Annotated in this window: 20 protein-coding genes; 10 read left to right on the top strand and 10 right to left on the bottom strand. The window is 35.5% G+C overall.

The window, feature by feature from the left end; translation table 11 throughout:
* Positions 1-172 precede the first annotated feature (172 nt).
* Positions 173-1,420: an integrase arm-type DNA-binding domain-containing protein gene (locus tag BVU99_RS10550; RefSeq protein ID WP_023302402.1), complete on the top strand. Its 1,248-nt coding sequence runs from the start codon at positions 173-175 to the stop codon at positions 1,418-1,420.
* 111 nt (positions 1,421-1,531) lie between these two features.
* On the top strand, positions 1,532-2,401 hold the full coding sequence (locus BVU99_RS10545) for a DUF6387 family protein (RefSeq protein ID WP_099817750.1): 870 nt from the start codon (positions 1,532-1,534) through the stop codon (positions 2,399-2,401).
* A gap of 244 nt (positions 2,402-2,645) precedes the next feature.
* Here the strand turns inward: BVU99_RS10545 and BVU99_RS10540 are convergent, their stop codons facing one another.
* A complete protein-coding gene (locus BVU99_RS10540; protein ID WP_000608199.1) occupies positions 2,646-3,071 on the bottom strand; it encodes a hypothetical protein in 426 nt (141 codons plus the stop codon).
* 423 nt (positions 3,072-3,494) lie between these two features.
* Here BVU99_RS10540 and BVU99_RS10535 point away from each other — a divergent pair, with 423 nt between their 5' ends.
* The 6 genes from BVU99_RS10535 (at position 3,495) to BVU99_RS10510 (ending at position 9,136) form a co-directional block, all read left to right on the top strand.
* On the top strand, positions 3,495-3,698 hold the full coding sequence (locus tag BVU99_RS10535) for an AlpA family transcriptional regulator (protein ID WP_099817076.1): 204 nt from the start codon (positions 3,495-3,497) through the stop codon (positions 3,696-3,698).
* Positions 3,699-4,077: 379 nt separating this feature from the next.
* Complete coding sequence (locus tag BVU99_RS10530; protein ID WP_007705370.1) at positions 4,078-5,283, top strand: site-specific integrase; 1,206 nt, start codon at positions 4,078-4,080, stop codon at positions 5,281-5,283.
* A 1-nt stretch (position 5,284) separates the two neighbouring features.
* The gene (locus tag BVU99_RS10525) at positions 5,285-6,595 is read left to right on the top strand and encodes a tyrosine-type recombinase/integrase (protein WP_099817749.1); all 1,311 of its coding nucleotides are present in this window, start codon (positions 5,285-5,287) and stop codon (positions 6,593-6,595) included.
* Positions 6,595-8,226 (top strand): DNA-binding protein, encoded by a 1,632-nt coding sequence (locus BVU99_RS10520; RefSeq protein ID WP_099817683.1) that lies wholly within the window; start codon positions 6,595-6,597, stop codon positions 8,224-8,226. The genes BVU99_RS10525 and BVU99_RS10520 overlap by 1 nt, the downstream gene beginning before the upstream one ends.
* The gene (locus BVU99_RS10515) at positions 8,227-8,625 is read left to right on the top strand and encodes a hypothetical protein (RefSeq protein WP_007705378.1); all 399 of its coding nucleotides are present in this window, start codon (positions 8,227-8,229) and stop codon (positions 8,623-8,625) included. It begins immediately after the preceding gene.
* 97 nt (positions 8,626-8,722) lie between these two features.
* Positions 8,723-9,136, top strand: coding sequence for a hypothetical protein (locus BVU99_RS10510; RefSeq protein WP_000361848.1), 414 nt, complete (start codon positions 8,723-8,725; stop codon positions 9,134-9,136).
* Positions 9,137-9,194: 58 nt separating this feature from the next.
* Here the strand turns inward: BVU99_RS10510 and BVU99_RS10505 are convergent, their stop codons facing one another.
* From BVU99_RS10505 to BVU99_RS10495, 3 genes are all read right to left on the bottom strand, one after another.
* On the bottom strand, positions 9,195-9,860 hold the full coding sequence (locus tag BVU99_RS10505) for a hypothetical protein (protein WP_064405155.1): 666 nt from the start codon (positions 9,858-9,860) through the stop codon (positions 9,195-9,197).
* Positions 9,861-10,165: 305 nt separating this feature from the next.
* The gene (locus BVU99_RS10500) at positions 10,166-11,482 is read right to left on the bottom strand and encodes a relaxase/mobilization nuclease domain-containing protein (protein ID WP_099817680.1); all 1,317 of its coding nucleotides are present in this window, start codon (positions 11,480-11,482) and stop codon (positions 10,166-10,168) included.
* On the bottom strand, positions 11,451-11,888 hold the full coding sequence (locus BVU99_RS10495) for a hypothetical protein (protein ID WP_099817681.1): 438 nt from the start codon (positions 11,886-11,888) through the stop codon (positions 11,451-11,453). The genes BVU99_RS10500 and BVU99_RS10495 overlap by 32 nt, the downstream gene beginning before the upstream one ends.
* 252 nt (positions 11,889-12,140) lie before the next feature.
* Here BVU99_RS10495 and BVU99_RS24975 point away from each other — a divergent pair, with 252 nt between their 5' ends.
* Positions 12,141-12,485 (top strand): hypothetical protein, encoded by a 345-nt coding sequence (locus BVU99_RS24975; RefSeq protein WP_144334762.1) that lies wholly within the window; start codon positions 12,141-12,143, stop codon positions 12,483-12,485.
* Here BVU99_RS24975 and BVU99_RS24970 read toward each other — a convergent pair.
* The 6 genes from BVU99_RS24970 to BVU99_RS10475 all read right to left on the bottom strand — a co-directional run bounded on the left by BVU99_RS24970 (position 12,459) and on the right by BVU99_RS10475 (position 18,106).
* The gene (locus BVU99_RS24970) at positions 12,459-13,331 is read right to left on the bottom strand and encodes a hypothetical protein (protein ID WP_144334761.1); all 873 of its coding nucleotides are present in this window, start codon (positions 13,329-13,331) and stop codon (positions 12,459-12,461) included. The genes BVU99_RS24975 and BVU99_RS24970 overlap by 27 nt on opposite strands.
* A gap of 17 nt (positions 13,332-13,348) precedes the next feature.
* Entirely contained in the window at positions 13,349-13,969 is a 621-nt protein-coding gene (locus BVU99_RS24965; protein WP_144334760.1) for a hypothetical protein, read from the bottom strand.
* Complete coding sequence (locus BVU99_RS10490) at positions 13,966-15,825, bottom strand: AAA family ATPase (protein ID WP_099817748.1); 1,860 nt, start codon at positions 15,823-15,825, stop codon at positions 13,966-13,968. Before BVU99_RS10490 ends, BVU99_RS24965 begins: the two co-directional genes overlap by 4 nt.
* A 2-nt stretch (positions 15,826-15,827) precedes the next feature.
* Positions 15,828-16,736: a site-specific DNA-methyltransferase gene (locus tag BVU99_RS10485; RefSeq protein WP_099817687.1), complete on the bottom strand. Its 909-nt coding sequence runs from the start codon at positions 16,734-16,736 to the stop codon at positions 15,828-15,830.
* Complete coding sequence (locus BVU99_RS10480) at positions 16,729-17,046, bottom strand: HigA family addiction module antitoxin (protein WP_099817686.1); 318 nt, start codon at positions 17,044-17,046, stop codon at positions 16,729-16,731. The genes BVU99_RS10485 and BVU99_RS10480 overlap by 8 nt, the downstream gene beginning before the upstream one ends.
* Before the next feature lie 346 nt (positions 17,047-17,392).
* Positions 17,393-18,106, bottom strand: coding sequence for a hypothetical protein (locus BVU99_RS10475; protein ID WP_099817747.1), 714 nt, complete (start codon positions 18,104-18,106; stop codon positions 17,393-17,395).
* Positions 18,107-18,811: 705 nt separating this feature from the next.
* On the opposite strand from BVU99_RS10475, the gene BVU99_RS10470 reads away from it, so the two are divergent.
* A complete protein-coding gene (locus BVU99_RS10470; RefSeq protein ID WP_075200617.1) occupies positions 18,812-19,108 on the top strand; it encodes a helix-turn-helix transcriptional regulator in 297 nt (98 codons plus the stop codon).
* The last annotated feature ends 2 nt before the right edge of the window (positions 19,109-19,110 follow it).

Raw genomic sequence — 19,110 nt, 5'->3', positions numbered from 1 at the left:
GTCTACTAACGTCTACTTTAGTCCATAAAAACAATAAGTTAAGCAGAGTTTTGGCTTTTCTTAGTCTGTCCACGTCTACTTACTTCTATCCACATATACCAACGAATGATGGTATAACTGGTGGTATCTTCGGTTCGATTGATTTTGATACCAACAGCGGAGGTATCAACTGATGGCACTTACTGATATCAAAGTTAGGACTACCAAGCCCTCCGACAAACCTTTCAAACTCACAGATGGGCAGGGTATGCACCTGCTGATCAACCCCAATGGTTCAAAATACTGGCGACTCCAATACCGTTTCGGGGGCAAACAGAAAGTTTTAGCATTGGGTGTTTATCCAGTGGTCTCTCTTGGTGAAGCCCGCAGGAAGCGAGATGAAGCCAAAAAGTTGGTATCTGATGGTATCGATCCTTCTGAGAAGAAAAAAGCAGATAAGATTGAGCAAAGTGAAGCCTTGACATTCGAGGCTGTCGCAAGGGACTGGCATACTGCCTGTAAAAGGAAATGGTCTGATTCCCACAGCGAGAGAGTTCTAAAAAGCATGGAAGATGGTCTCTTTACTACTATTGGTAAAAGAAAAATATCCGAGCTTAATACCAGAGATCTTCTTGCCCCTATCAAGGCTGTTGAAGCTTCCGGGCGACTGGAAGTTGCTTCCCGACTACAGCAAAGAACGACGGCAGTAATGCGATATGCTGTCCAGAACGGGCTGATAGATTACAACCCTGCTCAGGAGATGGCAGGAGCTATTGCTGTAGCCAAAAGAATCCACAGGCCAGCTTTGCCATTCGAACGATTTTCAGAACTCTTAGAACGAATTGACAACTTCAAAGGTAGGAAACTCACGAAGTTAGCCGTAAAGCTGACATTGCTCATTTTTATCCGTTCCAGTGAACTCCGATTCGCAAGATGGTCGGAGATCGACTTTGAAAATGCGATGTGGACTATCCCTGGAGAACGCGAGCCATTGCCAGGAGTCAAACATTCCCATCGAGGCTCAAAAATGAAGACCCCACACCTCGTGCCGTTAAGTCGTCAGGCCTTAGAACTTCTAAAAGCAATCAGAGAAATCAGCGGTGAATGCGACCTTGTATTCATTGGCGATCATGATTTCAGAAAACCTATGAGCGAAAACACAGTGAACAAGGCGCTCAGGTCGATGGGTTATGACACAACCGTTGAGGTATGTGGGCATGGTTTTAGAGCGATGGCTTGTAGTGCTTTGATCGAGTCAGGAAAGTGGTCGAGAGATGCTGTTGAGAGGCAGATGAGCCATCAGGAGCGGAACTCCGTTCGTGCCGCATACATTCATAAAGCTGAGCATTTGGACGAGCGTAGGTTGATGTTGCAGTGGTGGGCTGATTATCTTGATGAAACAACTAAGAGAAGAATTGCACCTTTCGATTTTAATAACTAACTGATTTTTATAAGTAAAATGGCGTATTCAATAACCAATTGAGACGCCATTTTTTTATTTGCGATTTATGTGCTATTACGAAGTAAAACTTTTTACAACGGAGTGGCATTAATGAAATCTTGGGTAAAAATGAATAGTTGGACATCAGAAGACACCAAAGCAGTTAAAACGTGGTTTGATTTGGACAAATATCGAGAGTTTAAAAACATTTCTATTAATATGCTTTACCATGAAATATGGTCGAGAACCTATTTTTTCAAACCAGTAATAGAAGAAGGAATGCAGAAAACAGTATTGAAAAATTATATGCAGATATTGGATGGTGATCCTTTTCTTATCAAAGAGAAGCACTTAAAATATATGGATGCCGAAAATAAATTATATCAACCCCCATACTTTTTTATTACTACAGTTGATCGAATAGCAAATATCAGTTTTGCTTGTATGAGAAAGGCTTTATTCATAAGAGCAAATACAGAGCAATATAAAATAGATTCCACTATTGAAAATGAATATATTTCCGAACAAATCCCTGAACAGTTTCCTACTACGATTATGTTAGAAATCGATCTTGCGGGTGGAAGCGATGATGAGATAGCTGAGGCCCTGCGAGTATCATTACCACAATGGCGAAAAGTAAAAGGCGTTAAACCTGCACCACTTGATGCAGTCAGATTTGGTTATGGGGCAATAAAAAAATTAATTAGCTATCGAATTATCCCTATGCTTGATTTGCTCGCATGGTCAGAACGAAAAAAAGTACTTCTGTCTGACGACAGACTATCTCGATTACTATACACGGATGAAGATGATGATAAGGCGATTCGCCAAGGATATCATATAAGAGATGCTGATCGGCCTTTCGCAATGAAAACTGTAGAAATTGATTTTTTAAGACAATTTAACTTTTTTATTAATAAAAATCAGCATGTTAAAGAAATGAGGGTTTCGGATGTTATGAAACTGTCAGATACTGATTGATTATATTGCAATGGTTGATAAATATATTTTAAGGAAGAGTTTTCTGAAAATAGAGATTTATTATTATTTAAAATGCGGTAACGATTATGCGAAATATGACAATTTTCCCAAAATATGATTGTGCTATAATATAGAAGCAGAACGTTTCCCATTTTGGGAAGAAATGAAGAATGCCAGATTAGACAATATATATAGCACATAATTGATATAATGTCAGGAAAAATCTGACAATAAAGAGGCTAATCTATAGCCTCTTTTTAATTTTGTTTAGAACTTTTCTGTTATGAATTTTGGATTCGATTATATTTTTTTCTCTTTTAGCAGTGTGTATGTTATTTAATGTAATGAATTTTTTTGTCAGATCTTGATAGTTTTCTGTGAATATATTTTCAGATATAGCAAATGAATTATCTTCCTGTTTTGTTAAAATTTCTTTGCCGAGCATATAACTAATTAAAGAGGTTGTTTCATCTGGTATTATCGTTTTTCGCTCACTTATATCATCAATTAGGAATTGTAAGAAATCAAGATATTCTCTTGGTGTTAGATTACATAGGTATTTATCATAGAATTCATAACTACCAATTTTGATTAATTCGCTTTTGAAAAGATGCTCATTACTATAATAATACACTCTAATGTGGTCAATGTTCTCTTTAATATTAATCATTTTGGGGTCCTTAAGAATTATTGTTATAATAAAATAACATGTAAAAGCTATTATGCAATAGAATTTAGAAGGTTTTTATTATAAAAATAAATTTTTCAAGTTAACTGCTTATTGATGAAAAATACATAATTAGAGGCTACCTTAATACGCAATTGAGCAGATAGTTATCTTCTCTAAGCTCAAATCTAGTGAGTAAAGGCTTTCGATCTTGTAAAAATTTAGGTGAATGAAAGAACTGTTTTCTACCTGTAGCCTTTTGATGTGAGGGTTTCGGATGTTATGAAACTCTCAGATTCTGAGTGATATGAATCTCCAGAGTCTCATAGTTTCGAACTAGGGATGGCTCTGGTGTTCGCAATCTCGCTTCATCCATTCGAAATTCATTTGTACTGTATCCCTGTAGAAACAACAGAGGACATACATATGGAAAATCAAGCTCGTCTCATCCGTTTACCAGAAGTCATGAGGAAAACTGGATTTGGTAAAGCGTGGATCTATCGTCTTATCAGCCAAAATCGGTTCCCACAGCCAGTAAAGATCGGTGTTCGTGCTACCGCTTTTGTCGAAAGCGAAATCGATGAATGGATTCAATTAATTATCGAAAATTCAAGAAAGCATGTCGCTTAACAGAAATGCTTCTTCATCGCTTTTTAACTATTGATAATGTATTAAAAAAAAGAAATTTACAGATCTTATGAGTTTACGTAGTGGGTAAAAAAAAGAGGCTTTGTAAAATTTGCATCTGAAAAAATGAATATATTTGACGTAATTCTTTACCTTTTTTCTGGCTGAGCTTTTGCTATAAGACTTAGAGATAGTTTTCTTAATATCGGGTATGGATACTACTTACTAGCCGTACCTGTTTATTTGACGTCAAATAAATTTTTCCAAGCCGTTAATATATATATCAAATAAACTAAAGTCATTGTAAAAAATTTGAATTATTTTGAATTGGAATATATTTAATAAGTGAGAGTGATATTAATTTGTAAAGAATGAGGTCAAAATGGGATATAAAGTAAAGAAATTCATCATGAGTAATGGGGAGCGAGGATGCCTGATCCTTGATAAAAATAGTAATCTACCAGCTTACTATCAAAATCTATTTCTTACTACAGACATAAGAAATAGAGGCGCAACCGCCTCAACTATGGAAATAGTTGCAACTAACTTACTGATTTTTAGTAATTTCTTAGATAGTAGGAAAATTAATATAGTTGATAGAATTGAGCTTAAAAAGTATCTCAGCGTTGCAGAAATAGATGATCTGGTAAGATATGCGAAACAAAGATTCGACAGACAAAAAATTATAAATATAAAATCAGCAAGTAATAGGTTTATTGCGAAGAGAACCTTTAGTTATAGAATACACGTTTTTTCACGCTACCTTAAGTGGTTATGTGGATTAGTTCATTCGTCAAAGGGGATTCATGCAAAGTATGAAGTAGACGTATTTATTGAAAGTATCAGAGCACATATTCCAAGAAACAGTTCATTGAATATGAATGAAATATCTGAAAAATCGTTAAATGAAGAAGAGATCAAAGTGCTTTTCCGTCTATTGGAAATTGGCGGGATTGAAAACCCTTTCCATAAGGAAGTACAGGTCAGGAACAGACTAATATTTACCTTGCTCTTAAATTTAGGTTTAAGGGCTGGAGAGTTGCTCAATCTTAAAATAGATGATTTTGATCTCAGAGACAACACTTTGAGTGTAGTCAGAAGACATGATTCAAAAGAAGATGGAAGATCTTATCAACCATTAGTAAAGACTGGAGAAAGGGTTATTCCGTTATCTGATGAGTTAGCCTGTGAAATTTTTGATTACATAAGCAATAGCAGAGAAAAAATGACAAAAAGGAAAAAGCATAATTTCTTATTGGTGGCTCATTGCACCGGAAAAAACGCAGGAGAACCCTTAAGCATTTCAGCTTATGAGAAGGTGATATCAACACTGAAACGAGCAAGTCCAGAGCTATATAATCTTTCAGGCCATAGGTTAAGGCACTCTTGGAATTATATGTATTCTAAAGGAATAGAAGGTGCTGAATTAGAATATAGTAGAAGGAAAGATTTAAGGAATTATCTAATGGGTTGGTCAAAGGAGTCAATAATGTGTGATAGATACAACTATAAATATATATCGCAACAAGAGAAGAATGTCGTCCTAAAGATCTATAAATCGGTAAGTAAAATAATTAGTGGAGTTTAGTATGGAAAACAAATGTATTGAAAGTGAGCAAATCTTTTTTGCTAAGATGAATAGGTATAGTTTCAAACTGTCAGATAAGAAATGGCAACTGGATAAAGAAAACTGCGTATACCCTCATAAAGTTGTAGATAGAATGCCTACAAAAATGAAACTTAGCTACTTAAAAACATTGGCTTACTATGCGTCTGAATATAGTTCTTTCTATATTCAAAGCATTAACAATCTATTTTATAAGTGGTTTGGTGCGATGACTATCGATACTATTGATGACAAAGCCATATACCAATTGAATGTTTATTTAGGTTCAGCGAGAAACTATAAGCTAAACATAGTTAAGGCCTTCATCACTAAATGGAAAAAACTCAATTACCCTGGAGTAGAAGCGACTGCCCTTAGAATGTTGGAGAAAATAAAAATCATTCCAAACCAAACAGGAGAGGCAGTTAAAAGACGAGATCCAAATAAAGGACCTTTAACTGAAACGGAACTAAATTATATCCTTAACTCTGTTAGCAAATTTTATCTTCAGAAGAAAATTCAACGCTTCTTATATTGTTATATTCTTCTGTTGGCAATAACAGGAAGAAGGCCATTACAGTTAATCTCTCTAAAAGCTAAGGATCTCATTAAAAATGAGAAAGGGTATTTTTTAAATGTACCAAAAGTAAAACAAAGGAAATCATTCAGAAATGAATTTAACATGGTAATGATAGAAAAGTTCTTATATGACAGCTTATCAATGCTAATTAATGAAAATCAGGTGTTTGTAGAAGATAAATTTAGTGTTGGGATTAATAACTATAGAGGCGAATTGCCAATCTTCATGGATTTAGACAAGATTACGGAAATAAAAAGAATTGAGGATTTTCTATCTGATTTAACAACAGATTTTTTCCATATGAAAAATTCAGTCATGTCAAAGCTATTAAAACGCTTTCCTTCAAAATTCGATGTTAGATCAGAAAGGACTAACAGCTATATAGAGCTTAATGCCAGAAGATTCAGATATACATTAGGGAGTCGACTGGCTAATGAAGGAGCCTCAATTGAGGTGATTGCTAAAGCGTTAGATCATAAATCAGCAAACTCTTCTATGATTTATATAAAAAATAATCCTGACAGTGTTTATGATATTGATAAGAAACTAAGTGCATTTTTTAAACCCTTATCCCATATACTTATGGGCGTAGAGATTGAAGAAAACAAGAACTTTTTTATCAAGTATGTTTTAGATTCATTTTTATTATTAGAAGATACGAAAGAGGAATTTAAATGTTTATCTTGTAAAAAATTCAACCCCTGGAGAACATAATGAACAATATATTTATTTTTGAACCAAGTAATAAAAACAACCCACACTATAATGTTATTAAGTTCATCGAGTTTTGTAAGGATACCATTTCTAATAATAATTTAACAATTTCTTGGGAAAGCAATAAATGGAAAGGTTTATATAGATTTACTAAGTTTAACTTAAAAAACAACCTCAGCAGCAAGGAATGCTTAGATGATAGTTTTATTAATTTTGCTAAAGCATATATGTTGCATGTGCATTCATTCAATAGATCTAAGACGAAACACTCAACATTATCAATGTTGAAGATTGTAGAATTCGTTTTACTGAAAATCAATATGGAAGCTAATGTAAGTTATTGCAACAATTCAGTTTTTGATGAATGCATAAGAATTGTCTCTGAAAAGTATTCTAAAGCACACGCATTTGCTATTGGAAGAGAACTTGAGAAATTGAGTTCTTTTTTAAGTGATAATAGGATGACTAACTCATCTTATTTATTTTGGGTAAATCCAATTAGGTATAGGATTACTCAGTCTTGGACTGGTTATGATTCTTCACTTGAAGGCCATCCTAGATTGCCTGATATCAAATCAGTTATTGCGATTGCTGAGATTTTTTCAAAGCGGGATGAACAATTATCTTCAAGAGATATATTTACTACATCTGTGCTTGCTTTACTTATGTGCGCACCGAGTAGGATATCAGAAATTTTAGCTTTGCCAGCGGATTGTGAAATTACAGAATGTGATGGAAAGGGCATTCAAAGATACGGTTTGAGATTTTTTTCAGCAAAAGGGTATGAAGGTAATATAAAATGGATTCCAACTCTAATGATACCTGTAGCTAAACAGGCAATTAGCAGATTAAAAGAATTATCAAGTCAAGCGAGGTTATTGGCTGCTGAAATTCAAAAAAATCACTCTAATTCAACGATGGGAACCCTTAAAGAGAATATACCTCAAGATTTCCCTTGGTATGATAGAGAGAAGAAAATTGAATATTCTAATGCGCTTTGCTTGTTAACTGAAAGACAGTTAAATCAAAACAATAAGAAAATGTCAGATAAGTTATTCAGACCTACAATGAGTTTTTTTAAAACTGACATTGTTGATTCTGATTATATAAAAGGACATTTTAATATCTTTAAAAGACATGGTTATATAAATGAAGATGGTAGCCCATATTTGCTGAGAACACATCAACTGAGGCATCTTCTCAACACATTTGCTCAAATAAATGGTATGGATGAATTTAGTATTGCTCGCTGGTCTGGACGTAAGCTAATTTCTCAAAATGTTTCTTATGACCACAGATCGCATCTTCAAATGTCTAAAGCAATAAGAGAACAAAAGTTATCAGTGTGTGTTAATGAGCACAGAAAAAAGGATATTCCAGTGGTGGATCTTAACGAGTTTGATTCACTTAGTAGTGGTGCGGTACTTGTATCAAAACATGGATACTGCAAGCACTCATATGCGTTTAAGCCGTGTGAACATTATCCGATTGAGAATTCTGATTTAGATAACGAAACGATTTCAAACATTCACGATAAAATCTTAAAAAGAACACTGTATGATAAAAATGATGGGAACATAAATGCTGATAGATGGTATGAATTCCATAAGAGAATAAAAAAAGGAGAATAAATGGCTAAACATATAAATGGTTATCATGAGAAGAAGATTGTAGATGTTATTAACACATGGTCTATAGATGAAAAACTAACTTGGGATGCCTTGTGCGACAGGTTAGTAAGGATTATTGGGAAAAGACCATCAAGACAATCCTTAAGTAGTCATGTAAGGATTGCAGAAAGCTTCAGTGTGAAAAAAGCCACTATCAAATCTGGTGCAATACACACTGTAAAACCTGCTAATTTAAAAGTGGCTTCTCAACGAATTAGAAGACTTGAAGCAGAAAATGAAGCTTTGAAGGCATTAAATGAACGCTATTTAGAGCAGTTCAAAGTATGGCTTTATAATGCTCATCTTAAACAAATAACGATTGAAGAACTTAATCATCCGTTACCTGCAAAATACCTTTAATAGAATTGATAGGTTTTAGCTATTGACATGGTAAAATATTATGTTATTTATTTTCTTGTCAGGACGACAAAATTTCACTATTGCAAGGATGCATATTATGGATAAAACAAATATTAACTTAATGGAAAGGTATCTACTTCTGCTTGATCGATTCGTTGATAAACTCGCTGAATCTGGTTTCTCAGAGCAACGAATTATAGAACAATCATATCTTTTTTGTGCAGGATTTTATATCAAATACCAAAGTGGTATCGAAAAAATGACCTTCTCCAACAGGGAGGTTGTTTTAACCTTTCTGCTACTTTCATATTATAGTCATATAAATAAACTGGATGATGATTTGATCAACAAAGAGCGTATGAAAAATGTATGTTCTTCATTGATTAACTTTATAGTCAGTAATGGTAGCCGAACAGAGAAAGTCTATGCTAATGAGAAAAGGAAATATGAAGCTTCGACCCTAAAAAGATCGTTATCCATCAAAGAGAAGAAAAGAAAATATGGATTGTGATTATTTTAAAAGCCCGTAGTAGGGATCTACGGGCTAACTCTTTGTTGCTTATTATTTTTTATTTTTTTACTAAATCGATAAGATTTGTGATTTCATGATCAAATCTAGCGCTTCTTCTTTTAATCCATTTGATACAAACAAAGCTTCCGATCCTTGATAGGAAATATGTGAGCCACATATACTTGTGCTCATCCCAAACATATCCATCTTTAAAGCCCCAAGGCAATGTGAGAAATGAAATAAGTGCAGCAGCACAAAGTAAAATGAAAACAATAGAGAATAGTTTCGAAACAGGCATTGCTCTGTAATACGATGCTGTAGAAGCATTATGGAATAGCATTGTCAGAAAAGCGGGGATGACAACTTTTTGCCTGTTTAAGTTTACTTCATGTTCTCCCGTGTTCTTATTAACGATAAGTGCATCTTTATACACGTTATACGAACCATCCTCACTATATTGGCGAAGCTCGTATTTATAAATAGTGTGTGAACTTCTGAAGGGGATACCATAGTCGGAAATCTGCTTCTCATCCCCAGCGTCGGTTTTTACCCAGATCTGATTATTGCTTGGGTTGGAATTAATGACAGTGCCAGAGAAAGTCTTAACAAACGTGTAAGTTTCACCAAACAGATCAAATTTTGGGGCTGTAATCTCGGCTTTCCGACGATCAGAAAGACCAACGTTGACTTCTTCATTGCGGCGTTTCGTGGTGGAGATGCTCATACAAGTTCCTTTGTGTTAGATGTTAAATTCATATTCGATGTATGAAGAAATCAGGGACTACAGATGAGATGGTATCTGCCATTTCAAAACCTGCATGTTAGTTGAATACGTAAATAGGCTAGTTAAATCAGTTTGTTATATTCTTTGGTGTGAAATCACATTTTGACTGGGTTTACAGGAAAGGCAAATCACTTGTACCGATCGATTAAAGATTAATGATAGATATTAACTATCAACACTAGATTATCGATCGGTATAAACGATCAACTCATTGGTCTATACCTATCAAAAAAGGCTTGCCAGCCCTACATTGAAAGCGAAGCTCTGTACGATTTATGTGGTGCTTCAATGGCAGTTTTGGGGGATGATGATGTTATCTCTATCATTCTCACGCTAGTGATGGTTTTGTGTTTTCGAGGACGTTTGAGGGTTGGGATTTTGAGGTTTTTCAACATACGATAAATTACATCTAGGTAGGGGATGTATTCCAACCACCTGAACGCTGACACGGCATCGCTTCGCTTGGGCGCTACTTTTAACGCTTCGGTTGCAAACGCTTCTTGAGCACCAGCACCTGCTTCTAAGTGAATCGGTTTGACTGAAGCGTTAGTGTATTCGTCCTGACCAGCACTGTTATCATGGATAAGCGCTGCTATGGGGCTGTTAGCTTCCGTTGTTGTGATTTCATGTGGATGTGTTGCTATGGCACTATCAGGCGCTTCGCTAACCGATGCCTTACTGACTGAGGGCATTTTCAATGCAAACAGGAAAGCATTGTCGCGTTCCGGCTGGTAATCTAGCCTGTTTTGTAAGGCAGACCAGGAATAACCTTTACCTAACTGCGAAGCTTTGAAAGCAATGCCCTGATATTCGAATGAAAACCCATTCATTTTCCCTGTTGAGGCAATATTCGGAAGCGCTTTGATATTGTTGGCGGCAAGCTGCATTACAAAATCAGTGGTGGATGGTTTATCGACAAGTAATGCTTCCAGGGCTTCCTGAACAACCGATTTGGGTGATAGCTCTCCTTTATACTTCTCCATCATCGCTTCGTTACGCGATAGCTTTTTAGGCTTCGGTATTGCGATTATCGGTTTTTGGGGCGGGGATTTTCTGGATAGCGAAGCTGGGGATGGTGATGCTACCGATTCTGGCCCTTTGGTTTTGGTCAGATGGTGATCTATTTCTAACTGTTGGATGATACGGGTGCTGATGAGGTTTTCATTTTTGCCCAAGTAAAGACTTCTATTGGATAGATCTATACGACTGGCAATAATGTGGATGTGCTGGCCGGCCGCATCATCATGAAGGACATAGCATCTGAGGTGCGTTTCAGAGAAGCCCATTCGGGACATGTAATCATCAGCAATCCCTGACCACTGAGCATCTGTCAGCGATTCGTTTTTGGGCAAGCGAAGCGAATTGTGCCAGACTGGTTTAGCAACATCCGTGCGAAGCGTTTTAGTCGCATTGAATTCTGCAATCAACTCTCCGACATCGCTTCCATCCATGTTCCCGCCAATTACTATCGGATCTTTTTTATGATGAGAAGCTGGTGTTAATGCGTAAAGCACGACCCCTGCGAAGCTCTTACCCCTGCGGATTTTTTGCATTCCCTTCATGGGAAGCTCTCCACAGGTCAGCGGTAATTAAATGCAAGCGAAGCTCTGAGACCTGACGCTTTACGGCGAAGAGTTCAGTTTGCGTCAGAGAGCTTTCATAGCTCTTGCTATCAAGATGAGCCACGAGCTTGTTTAGCTTCTGCGAAATCTCACCAAGGGTTTTCCAGGCTTCAAAATTGATGACTGGAACGACAGCAGGAAGTTTATTAAGTAAAGATAAGCGAAGCCACTCGCCTTTACGATGACGGCCACGTCTCTCATTGAGAAGCGTTAGCTCTTCATCATTTAATCTGACACTGATGCAATGAGAACGAAGCTGGTTGTGTGAGAGCTTCGCTTCGCTAACGCTTCCATTACGGGAATGCTTACTTACAACGATCTTATTAAAAGTATTACTTTCGACCATAGGAACCCCTTTTCATATAATTAAATAAAAGCATATTCCTTATGCTTAATTTATTTATATGATAGATGCGAATAATGTCAATGTAGTGTCTTGATTTTGCTTTTAATTTTTTTTCAACCGAAGGGCGGAAAAAACAAGGGGAACTCGAAGAAGCAGCGTGGCGCTTCGATGAGTTAGCCCTTGCTTAATTTATACTATTGACAAATTCCCCAAGTTTTATATAAATGAATAATTATAAATAGAGGAGGATGTATGAAATTTAATATGTGTGTAAATGAAAATGGTGTTTATCATGAAGCTTTCGATTTTTGGGATAATGCCATATTAAAAGCCTTGTTTGAATATGATAGGCTAATAGAGTTAGGAATTATTGAAGCAAAAGTTAATGAAGAGGAATTTTGCGAAATTATCACTTTTCTATCTATAAGTCCGCATGTTGTTTCAAGTTTGCCAAATTCAAGTTTTTATCTTAATTCTATGAGTTCAGATGATGTTCCTCCTATTACACTAGAACGAATAAGGCTGGTAGTTAGCCAGCCTATCAGTAATTTTATACATCATGGGTTAGTTTTAGGTAATGATGGATCTTGCCAGTGAATTGAACTTGTTTCGTTTATTTAAAGTGTTAACATAATATGCTCCATCAAAATTAATAACTTTCTCAAATAAGGTTTTTTCATAAGATCCATTACTTGTTTTTTCAATGATACACAAAGTAACTGATTCCTCAGTGTATTCTGTTGATAATGTATGGTCATATAGATAGAACGATATATTTGAATTAAGTGAATTATTTTGGGGGATTATACTAAAGTTGGTTTTTCCAAAGTTAGAATTACTTTGAAATGTAAATAATTTTGATTTGATATTTATTTTGTTATAAATGTCGGGATTTATTTTGCAAGAAGATAAATCTTGAGATTTCACAACATATAAAAATGCAACAGGTAAGTTGAATAGATTAATTGAATGATAATAATAACCCTGGCATGATTCAAAATCCTTAAGCATTTGTCTCAATACTTTTTCACTAAATAGTATGCCAGTTGCTAATTCGAGATGATAGATTAACAAAGCAAAATGATTTCTTATTGCATCCTTTATTATATCATTTGTTGCATGATTTAATGGTCGTTTGATTTTTTCATCAAAGTTCGTAGGATTCGCCAAAGAACAATTCTCATAGGAATTTTGATCATAGTTGGCTAAATCAGTAACATTATATTTACAATGTTTTGCATAGAGGGTGTTGCTTTTCGTTTGTGGGACTATCCTATTCACTAAAATAACGGGATTATGACAAGCTGGACATAATGCAAATGCCTGTGTCTTGCCATTTATCTCTTGCAAATATGGATGCTCTTTATTTGTTTCTTTATCATACTTAGGTTTTGTTAATGGATAAGCATATCCTTTACTTTTTTTTAGACTGAATACATTCATTATCTTCTCGCTTTAATTTAGAGTTGGATTTTTTTGAAAATATTCTTTATACTATCTTCAATCCCGTGTCTTTTTATTTCATACGCAATAAACGGATATCTTTTTTCAATAAAATGCATATCTACATGTCCGTCTATCAAATCCATAATAATACCTAATCTATTATCTACCAAGCCTTCATCTGCATTAAGTTTTAAAACTTTTATTGTATTTTCTACTTTTGCTTTAATGTCAGGCTCAAGGTTTTCACCAGCTTTAACGAGACAACTTGGAAAATCTAAAACAAACCATCCTGGTTTAATAGTAAAAGGATCGCAAATATTGTCTGCACTACCTTTGTATTGATTAATTTTATCCAAACATAATCTATAATTACTCCATTCATAAGCAAGTTTAGGATATTTACTCTTTGGTAAAAAATGATCAACTGCACCTGGTGCTGTTGGTAATGATATACAACTATAAGCACAAATGGCTTTATATGAAGAATGTAAGCTATGGGCCGCTTTTTTCCAAAAATCCCTACCTGAGAAGTCTTTAGAAGAGGGATTAGGTTTGCTTATAAGAAAAGCAGCACCTTTTTGACGGACATTCTTATCAAAATCTTCTGGTTCAGGCATTAATTTTAGAGGTATCATATGTCGAATCCATTCTTTTCAGCAAACATCATCCACCGTGGCCAAAACCGATCAGAAGCAGATAGATACTTACGTAATCTTAAAGTGATCTGTTCAATTGAACGAATACTTGGATCTGAAGATTCTTGTAATTTTTTTGCATCTTCTATAGCCGATTCTCCTTCTTGAGAACGAGCTTGACGAAGTTCAAATATCGGCGACATTAACCATGAAGAGATGTCTCCGTACTTTATAAAATCTAACTCCTCTAAGGTTATAAGACCATACTCGTCAAGTTGTAAATGGAAAAGACTATCTGTTTCATCGTTAAATACTTCCTCTGAAGATGCCATTACTAAAGGTGAGTGGGTTGCTATAATAAATTGTATTTTTAATTCGTTCGAAAATACTTTATTTAGTTCGATTAAAGAAGGTAAAAATGCTCTTTGCCATTTTGGATGCAAATGGGCTTCTAATTCATCTACAAGTACAACCATGTTATTCTGGGGAGGGATATTCATCATTTTTGAAATAACTTGATGCTCATTCCATGCCCAAACGATCATGTATGCTAATGCAACAATCCTTCTTACCCCAGCAGACGCATTTGTTATAGGTATTTCACCGTAAGGGTGTACGAGTGTAGGTATGATTCTAGGGTCATCAGGTATTCTTACAGGTTTTCCAGGGACTAAAATACCCAAATCAGGTGGGGATAGTTTTTTCAATACATTTTGGAAATGTATGAAATGTTGGCTATTTTTGTCGTTTTGCCACGTAATCCAATCCCTAATGAGTCCTTCTAATATACCACTCTGACCATTCCATATTTCGAAACTTGTAAATATAGCTTTTTCTTTATCGTTTTTAGAGGGTTGTGATGAATATTTTCTTGCAGGGTCCCAGACGGCAAAAGAACCGTCAACCTTACCATATACAATTAGACCAGGTATAGTTGGACGATCATTTTGCGTTGGCCAGCAAAAGTTTTCCCAGTCATAATTTACTGTGTTTTCTGTTTTAAAGTTCTCATTACCTTTAATAGAATAAGTTAAACTTATCCTGTCTCCACGCAGTCGAGGATCTGGATAAGCTTCTCGATCTGTCCATGTATTGGTTAATGCCCACCAGGCTGACTCTAAAATAAATGACTTACCGAGACCATTATCCCCTGTTATAATATTCAAACGTACCTTAGGTTCTATAGAAAGGTTTTTAGCGGGACCTATGTTTTCAATAGATAAAAGTGATAGCGTGCCACCATTTTCTGGTTCTGAATCTGGCGGCAAAGGCAGTTTTCCTTTAATTTTATTCCAAGTGATACATTCGTTTAAAAGTAAATTTTCAATTGAAGTATCTTGGTCTTCAAATAATAAACTTAATTCTTCATCTGTAATGTTAAAGTCAGAAACAAAAAGGGCTTTAATATCTTGATATGAGGTTTTCTCATTAAAATTATTGTATTTATATATCCATATGCATAACGAGAGTAATGGAATCTTATTCTTTTTTATGGATTGATGAGATGAAAGGTAAGTAAGATAATTATTTCCCCACCCCCAATATTGAGTGTTTTTTTCATGAATAAATGCATCAATAAAGGAACGAGTATTTATTGACTGTAAGCCAGATGAAGCATAATCATTCTTAAGCCAATTACTGATTGATTTAAATGGCTGATAATAGAAATCAGATTCAGGCGAAATTTTGTGTGTTTTTTCTAAGAAATTTTTGTTTTCAGCATCTAAAGGGAATTTTATGCTGCTTCCCACAGGTAGTTTGTTCATCTTACAAACTAAAAAAGTTATCCCAAAAAAGGGATGAACTTTTTTAAGGTTATGTATTGCCTGTAGCACGGCATCTTGGCTAAAATACATGTTCAAATGTTCTCCATATTTAATGCAGAATATTCGCAAAACTCAGGATTAAGATCTATACCAATCGATGAATACCCCATCTGTGCCGCTACCCTGCAAGTTGTTCCGCTACCCAAAAATGGGTCCAATACGGTACCATTAGGCTTACAGCCAATTTTTAGACATCTCTCGACTAAAGCATCCGGGTATGGTGCTGTATCAAGCCCCCCCCCGCTTTTCGGTCTTGCTGGTATAGTCCACATATCCTCTTCGACTTTTTGTTCTATCAATTCTTGTTTGTTAAAATAATATTTTCTGCTTTTAACAAACATGAACACATACTCATAGCTTCGGCTTGGTCTGTCTTTAACCGATTCAGGCAGACATTTTTCTCTATGCCAAATGATTGAACTACGAATAACCCATCCACGAGTAGCCATTTCAATAGCTACTCGCCATGGAATTCCAATCATAGATTTTCTTTGTAAACCAATACCCATTCCACCACTTTTATCTACAGCTCTAAGACCGAAACGGCGTTTATTACTTTTTCTATCTTTACCTTGTGATTGACCTTTTCCAGAATAATATGTATCACCAATATTCATAAACAAAGTCCCTTCAGGATTGAGGGCTTCTTTCACATTGTCCATAACATCAGCAATAGCATTGACGTACTCTTGCACTGAATCTTCCAAACCAATTTGACCATCAACACCATAGTCTCTAAGCCAAAAATAGGGAGGTGATGTTATTGCACAATCAACACTATCTTTTGGAAGGTCTTTTATGATCTGGGATGAATCTCCATTATATATTTCCCATTTCGCTCCAGTTGAAGATAATCCTTCCCAATGCTTTCTTAAATTTACGATGTTTTCTGTTGATTCAGTTTCAGTATTGTCGAAGTTCAACTCTATATTTTTAGTCATTTAAATTATCTTTTGAAATACTGTTAGAATTAGATTGGTGGAATTGTGGTAAGAATTGAATTAACTGTTTTGATTTGACTTTCGCTTCATTTAAATCAAAATGTAATTGTAATTCCATCCAATATTCAGGAGGTGTTTGAAAGAAATGAGCTAATCTCAATGCTGTATCACCTGTAATCGATCTGGTACCCTTTATAATTGTAGTGATTCTGTTTTTGGGAACACCTATCTTCCTTGCTAATTCCGAAGCACTTAATCCACATTCTTCAAGCTTACATAATAGTAACTTTCCAGGATGCTCAATTTTCATTTCAGAATCCTATAAATATTTTCGCTAATATAGTATAATAACAGCGTTACGTCAAGCGTAACTTTAGTTGCTTATAAAACACACACTTGTCATATAATATGATGGATTAAAAAAACATGATATTTAATGAGCGATATTCAAAAAGTGTTCTTAAACTAAAAAATTCACAGTTCTGCATTTGATGATAGCAAATAAAGAGTTTTTAACTTCATTATTCTATCGGAATTAGATAATCCATCAATGTTTTTTCATTAGTTTTTAAACTATGGAAACTAATATTTCCTGTTCGCGGGAATTGAATCCACCAGCTTCATGATTCCATACGACATTATTTTTCATGTTAAAACTATGCCTCATCCTTTTCTTTAACTCTTCTCGCCATTTCAATAATTTCTTTCAGATATTGCAAATGATTCACAATATTCTTAAGTGCTAATGCTCCGAGTGATAACCCTAAAAGAAAAGCTAATCCAAATACAATTAATGTATTTGCAGTGCCAGAATTGAAAAGCCCTTTTGATATGGCATCACCCAATCTATTTAATCCACCAAAACCTTGAGCTGTAGAGTATGCTAATCCAATTATTGATAAAACAGCAGTCTTCTCTCCAAAGAAATCATTTACTCTTGACTTCAATCGTTGTATCTTTAGATTCAACCAATCTATTGAATAGTTCAACTCAGCCAACGAGTATGGCAGCAGTTTTTGTATGTTCTGTTCATCATTGTCAATTTCACAAATTAGATCATTAAAAATTTCCTTTTTAAAATTCAACATGAATTTTAAAGCTGGAATAATAGGTGTGAATAGATATACTATACCAGAAATAGAATTGAGAATATATAAACAGAATGCGGGTAAAATAAATGGTTCTTTGGGAAGGCTAAAGATCTTATAAGTAGCTATCATTATAAGCATTAGTACAAGAGAGAAGAAAGATATAAGAAATGAATATACTTGAGTCTTTCTAAGTAAATTACTTTTTTTATTTATTTGATTATAAGGAGCATAAGAATTCATTTTGCTTATTGTTTTTACAATTTGATTTGCTCTATACATTATTTATAATTCCGTTGCTAAACTATTGCTTAGGGCCATTGATTAAAGGATGTATAGATTTTACACTATCAATCCGAAATGACTAATACAGTCTGTTCGATTATCACCTATCGGGTCTGATGGTATCAATGATGGGATCGTGCCTGACGTGGTAATTTTTAATCTCTTAAGATCATAAGGATAATTGCGATGTTCGAGTCCGGCCTTCGCACCATTAAGTACCGCGCGAACAAGAAGCCACCGAAAGGTGGTTTTTTTGTGCCTGGAATCTGCCTACCGCAATTACCTACCCACTTTACTGTATTGACACATTCCTCATCCCCGTAAAAACCGGATATTCCTGATGTTTTGCTAATTCCTATCTAATTGATATTGAATATCAAAATTGCGTTCTATTGGGAACTGTTGGCTCAAGGCATTCCAGGATGGAGGTAGGGATCACGCGGGTATTAATGCGACCTGCGCTGATGAGCACTAGAGAAGGCCGCCAATGCCCCGGAATAAATTTTGTCAGGGCTATCGCATATGGTGTAAACGTCCGCACTCCGTTCCGCAGCTAGCTTGCTCTTCAAATTAACAGCTTATAAGCTGTATTGATTGTAAAACACCCTATGAGCTGTATTTTGCATTTACAGCCTGTAAGGTGTAACGTGGGCAAAACAGCCTATAATCTGTACACAGCGATAAGCCAGCGAGCCGCTATTTATGAATACCGTCTATCCGTTAAAAACACTGAGCCAGCTACGCCCTTTGCTGGTGGGGTTTCGTAAAGCAAAAGGTCTGACGCAAAAAGACGTTTCGGAGAGGCTGGGCGTCACTCAACAGACCTATGCGCGCCTGGAGTCAAACCCTGCATCAGCCAGTCTGGAGCGCCTTTTTAGGGTGTTTAATGTGCTGGGGATTGAAATTGTGTTTTCTTCAGAGCTTGCCTCTCCAGGGGGTGAAACGGAAGAAATCTCTACAATTCATATAGACTCGCCGGCAAGACGGGAACAGTGGTGACG

Origin of the sequence: Serratia sp. OLAL2 (genome assembly GCF_002752475.1) — a bacterium.
Lineage (GTDB): Bacteria > Pseudomonadota > Gammaproteobacteria > Enterobacterales > Enterobacteriaceae > Serratia > Serratia bockelmannii.
This window is presented reverse-complemented; position numbering and strand designations above follow the sequence as displayed.

Bases quoted from the DNA above. Each gene is read 5' to 3' on its own strand.
- BVU99_RS10475 (WP_099817747.1), bottom strand. From the start codon at position 18,106: ATGTATAGAGCAAATCAAATTGTAAAAACAATAAGCAAAATGAATTCT.
- BVU99_RS10525 (WP_099817749.1), top strand. From the start codon at position 5,285: ATGGAAAACAAATGTATTGAAAGTGAGCAAATCTTTTTTGCTAAGATG.
- BVU99_RS10540 (WP_000608199.1), bottom strand. From the start codon at position 3,071: ATGATTAATATTAAAGAGAACATTGACCACATTAGAGTGTATTATTAT.
- BVU99_RS10510 (WP_000361848.1), top strand. From the start codon at position 8,723: ATGGATAAAACAAATATTAACTTAATGGAAAGGTATCTACTTCTGCTT.
- BVU99_RS10490 (WP_099817748.1), bottom strand. From the start codon at position 15,825: ATGTATTTTAGCCAAGATGCCGTGCTACAGGCAATACATAACCTTAAA.
- BVU99_RS10495 (WP_099817681.1), bottom strand. From the start codon at position 11,888: ATGGTCGAAAGTAATACTTTTAATAAGATCGTTGTAAGTAAGCATTCC.
- BVU99_RS10480 (WP_099817686.1), bottom strand. From the start codon at position 17,046: ATGAAAATTGAGCATCCTGGAAAGTTACTATTATGTAAGCTTGAAGAA.
- BVU99_RS24975 (WP_144334762.1), top strand. From the start codon at position 12,141: ATGAAATTTAATATGTGTGTAAATGAAAATGGTGTTTATCATGAAGCT.
- BVU99_RS10500 (WP_099817680.1), bottom strand. From the start codon at position 11,482: ATGAAGGGAATGCAAAAAATCCGCAGGGGTAAGAGCTTCGCAGGGGTC.
- BVU99_RS10505 (WP_064405155.1), bottom strand. From the start codon at position 9,860: ATGAGCATCTCCACCACGAAACGCCGCAATGAAGAAGTCAACGTTGGT.
- BVU99_RS10520 (WP_099817683.1), top strand. From the start codon at position 6,595: ATGAACAATATATTTATTTTTGAACCAAGTAATAAAAACAACCCACAC.
- BVU99_RS10470 (WP_075200617.1), top strand. From the start codon at position 18,812: ATGAATACCGTCTATCCGTTAAAAACACTGAGCCAGCTACGCCCTTTG.
- BVU99_RS10545 (WP_099817750.1), top strand. From the start codon at position 1,532: ATGAAATCTTGGGTAAAAATGAATAGTTGGACATCAGAAGACACCAAA.
- BVU99_RS10535 (WP_099817076.1), top strand. From the start codon at position 3,495: ATGGAAAATCAAGCTCGTCTCATCCGTTTACCAGAAGTCATGAGGAAA.
- BVU99_RS24965 (WP_144334760.1), bottom strand. From the start codon at position 13,969: ATGATACCTCTAAAATTAATGCCTGAACCAGAAGATTTTGATAAGAAT.
- BVU99_RS10550 (WP_023302402.1), top strand. From the start codon at position 173: ATGGCACTTACTGATATCAAAGTTAGGACTACCAAGCCCTCCGACAAA.
- BVU99_RS10485 (WP_099817687.1), bottom strand. From the start codon at position 16,736: ATGACTAAAAATATAGAGTTGAACTTCGACAATACTGAAACTGAATCA.
- BVU99_RS10515 (WP_007705378.1), top strand. From the start codon at position 8,227: ATGGCTAAACATATAAATGGTTATCATGAGAAGAAGATTGTAGATGTT.
- BVU99_RS10530 (WP_007705370.1), top strand. From the start codon at position 4,078: ATGGGATATAAAGTAAAGAAATTCATCATGAGTAATGGGGAGCGAGGA.
- BVU99_RS24970 (WP_144334761.1), bottom strand. From the start codon at position 13,331: ATGAATGTATTCAGTCTAAAAAAAAGTAAAGGATATGCTTATCCATTA.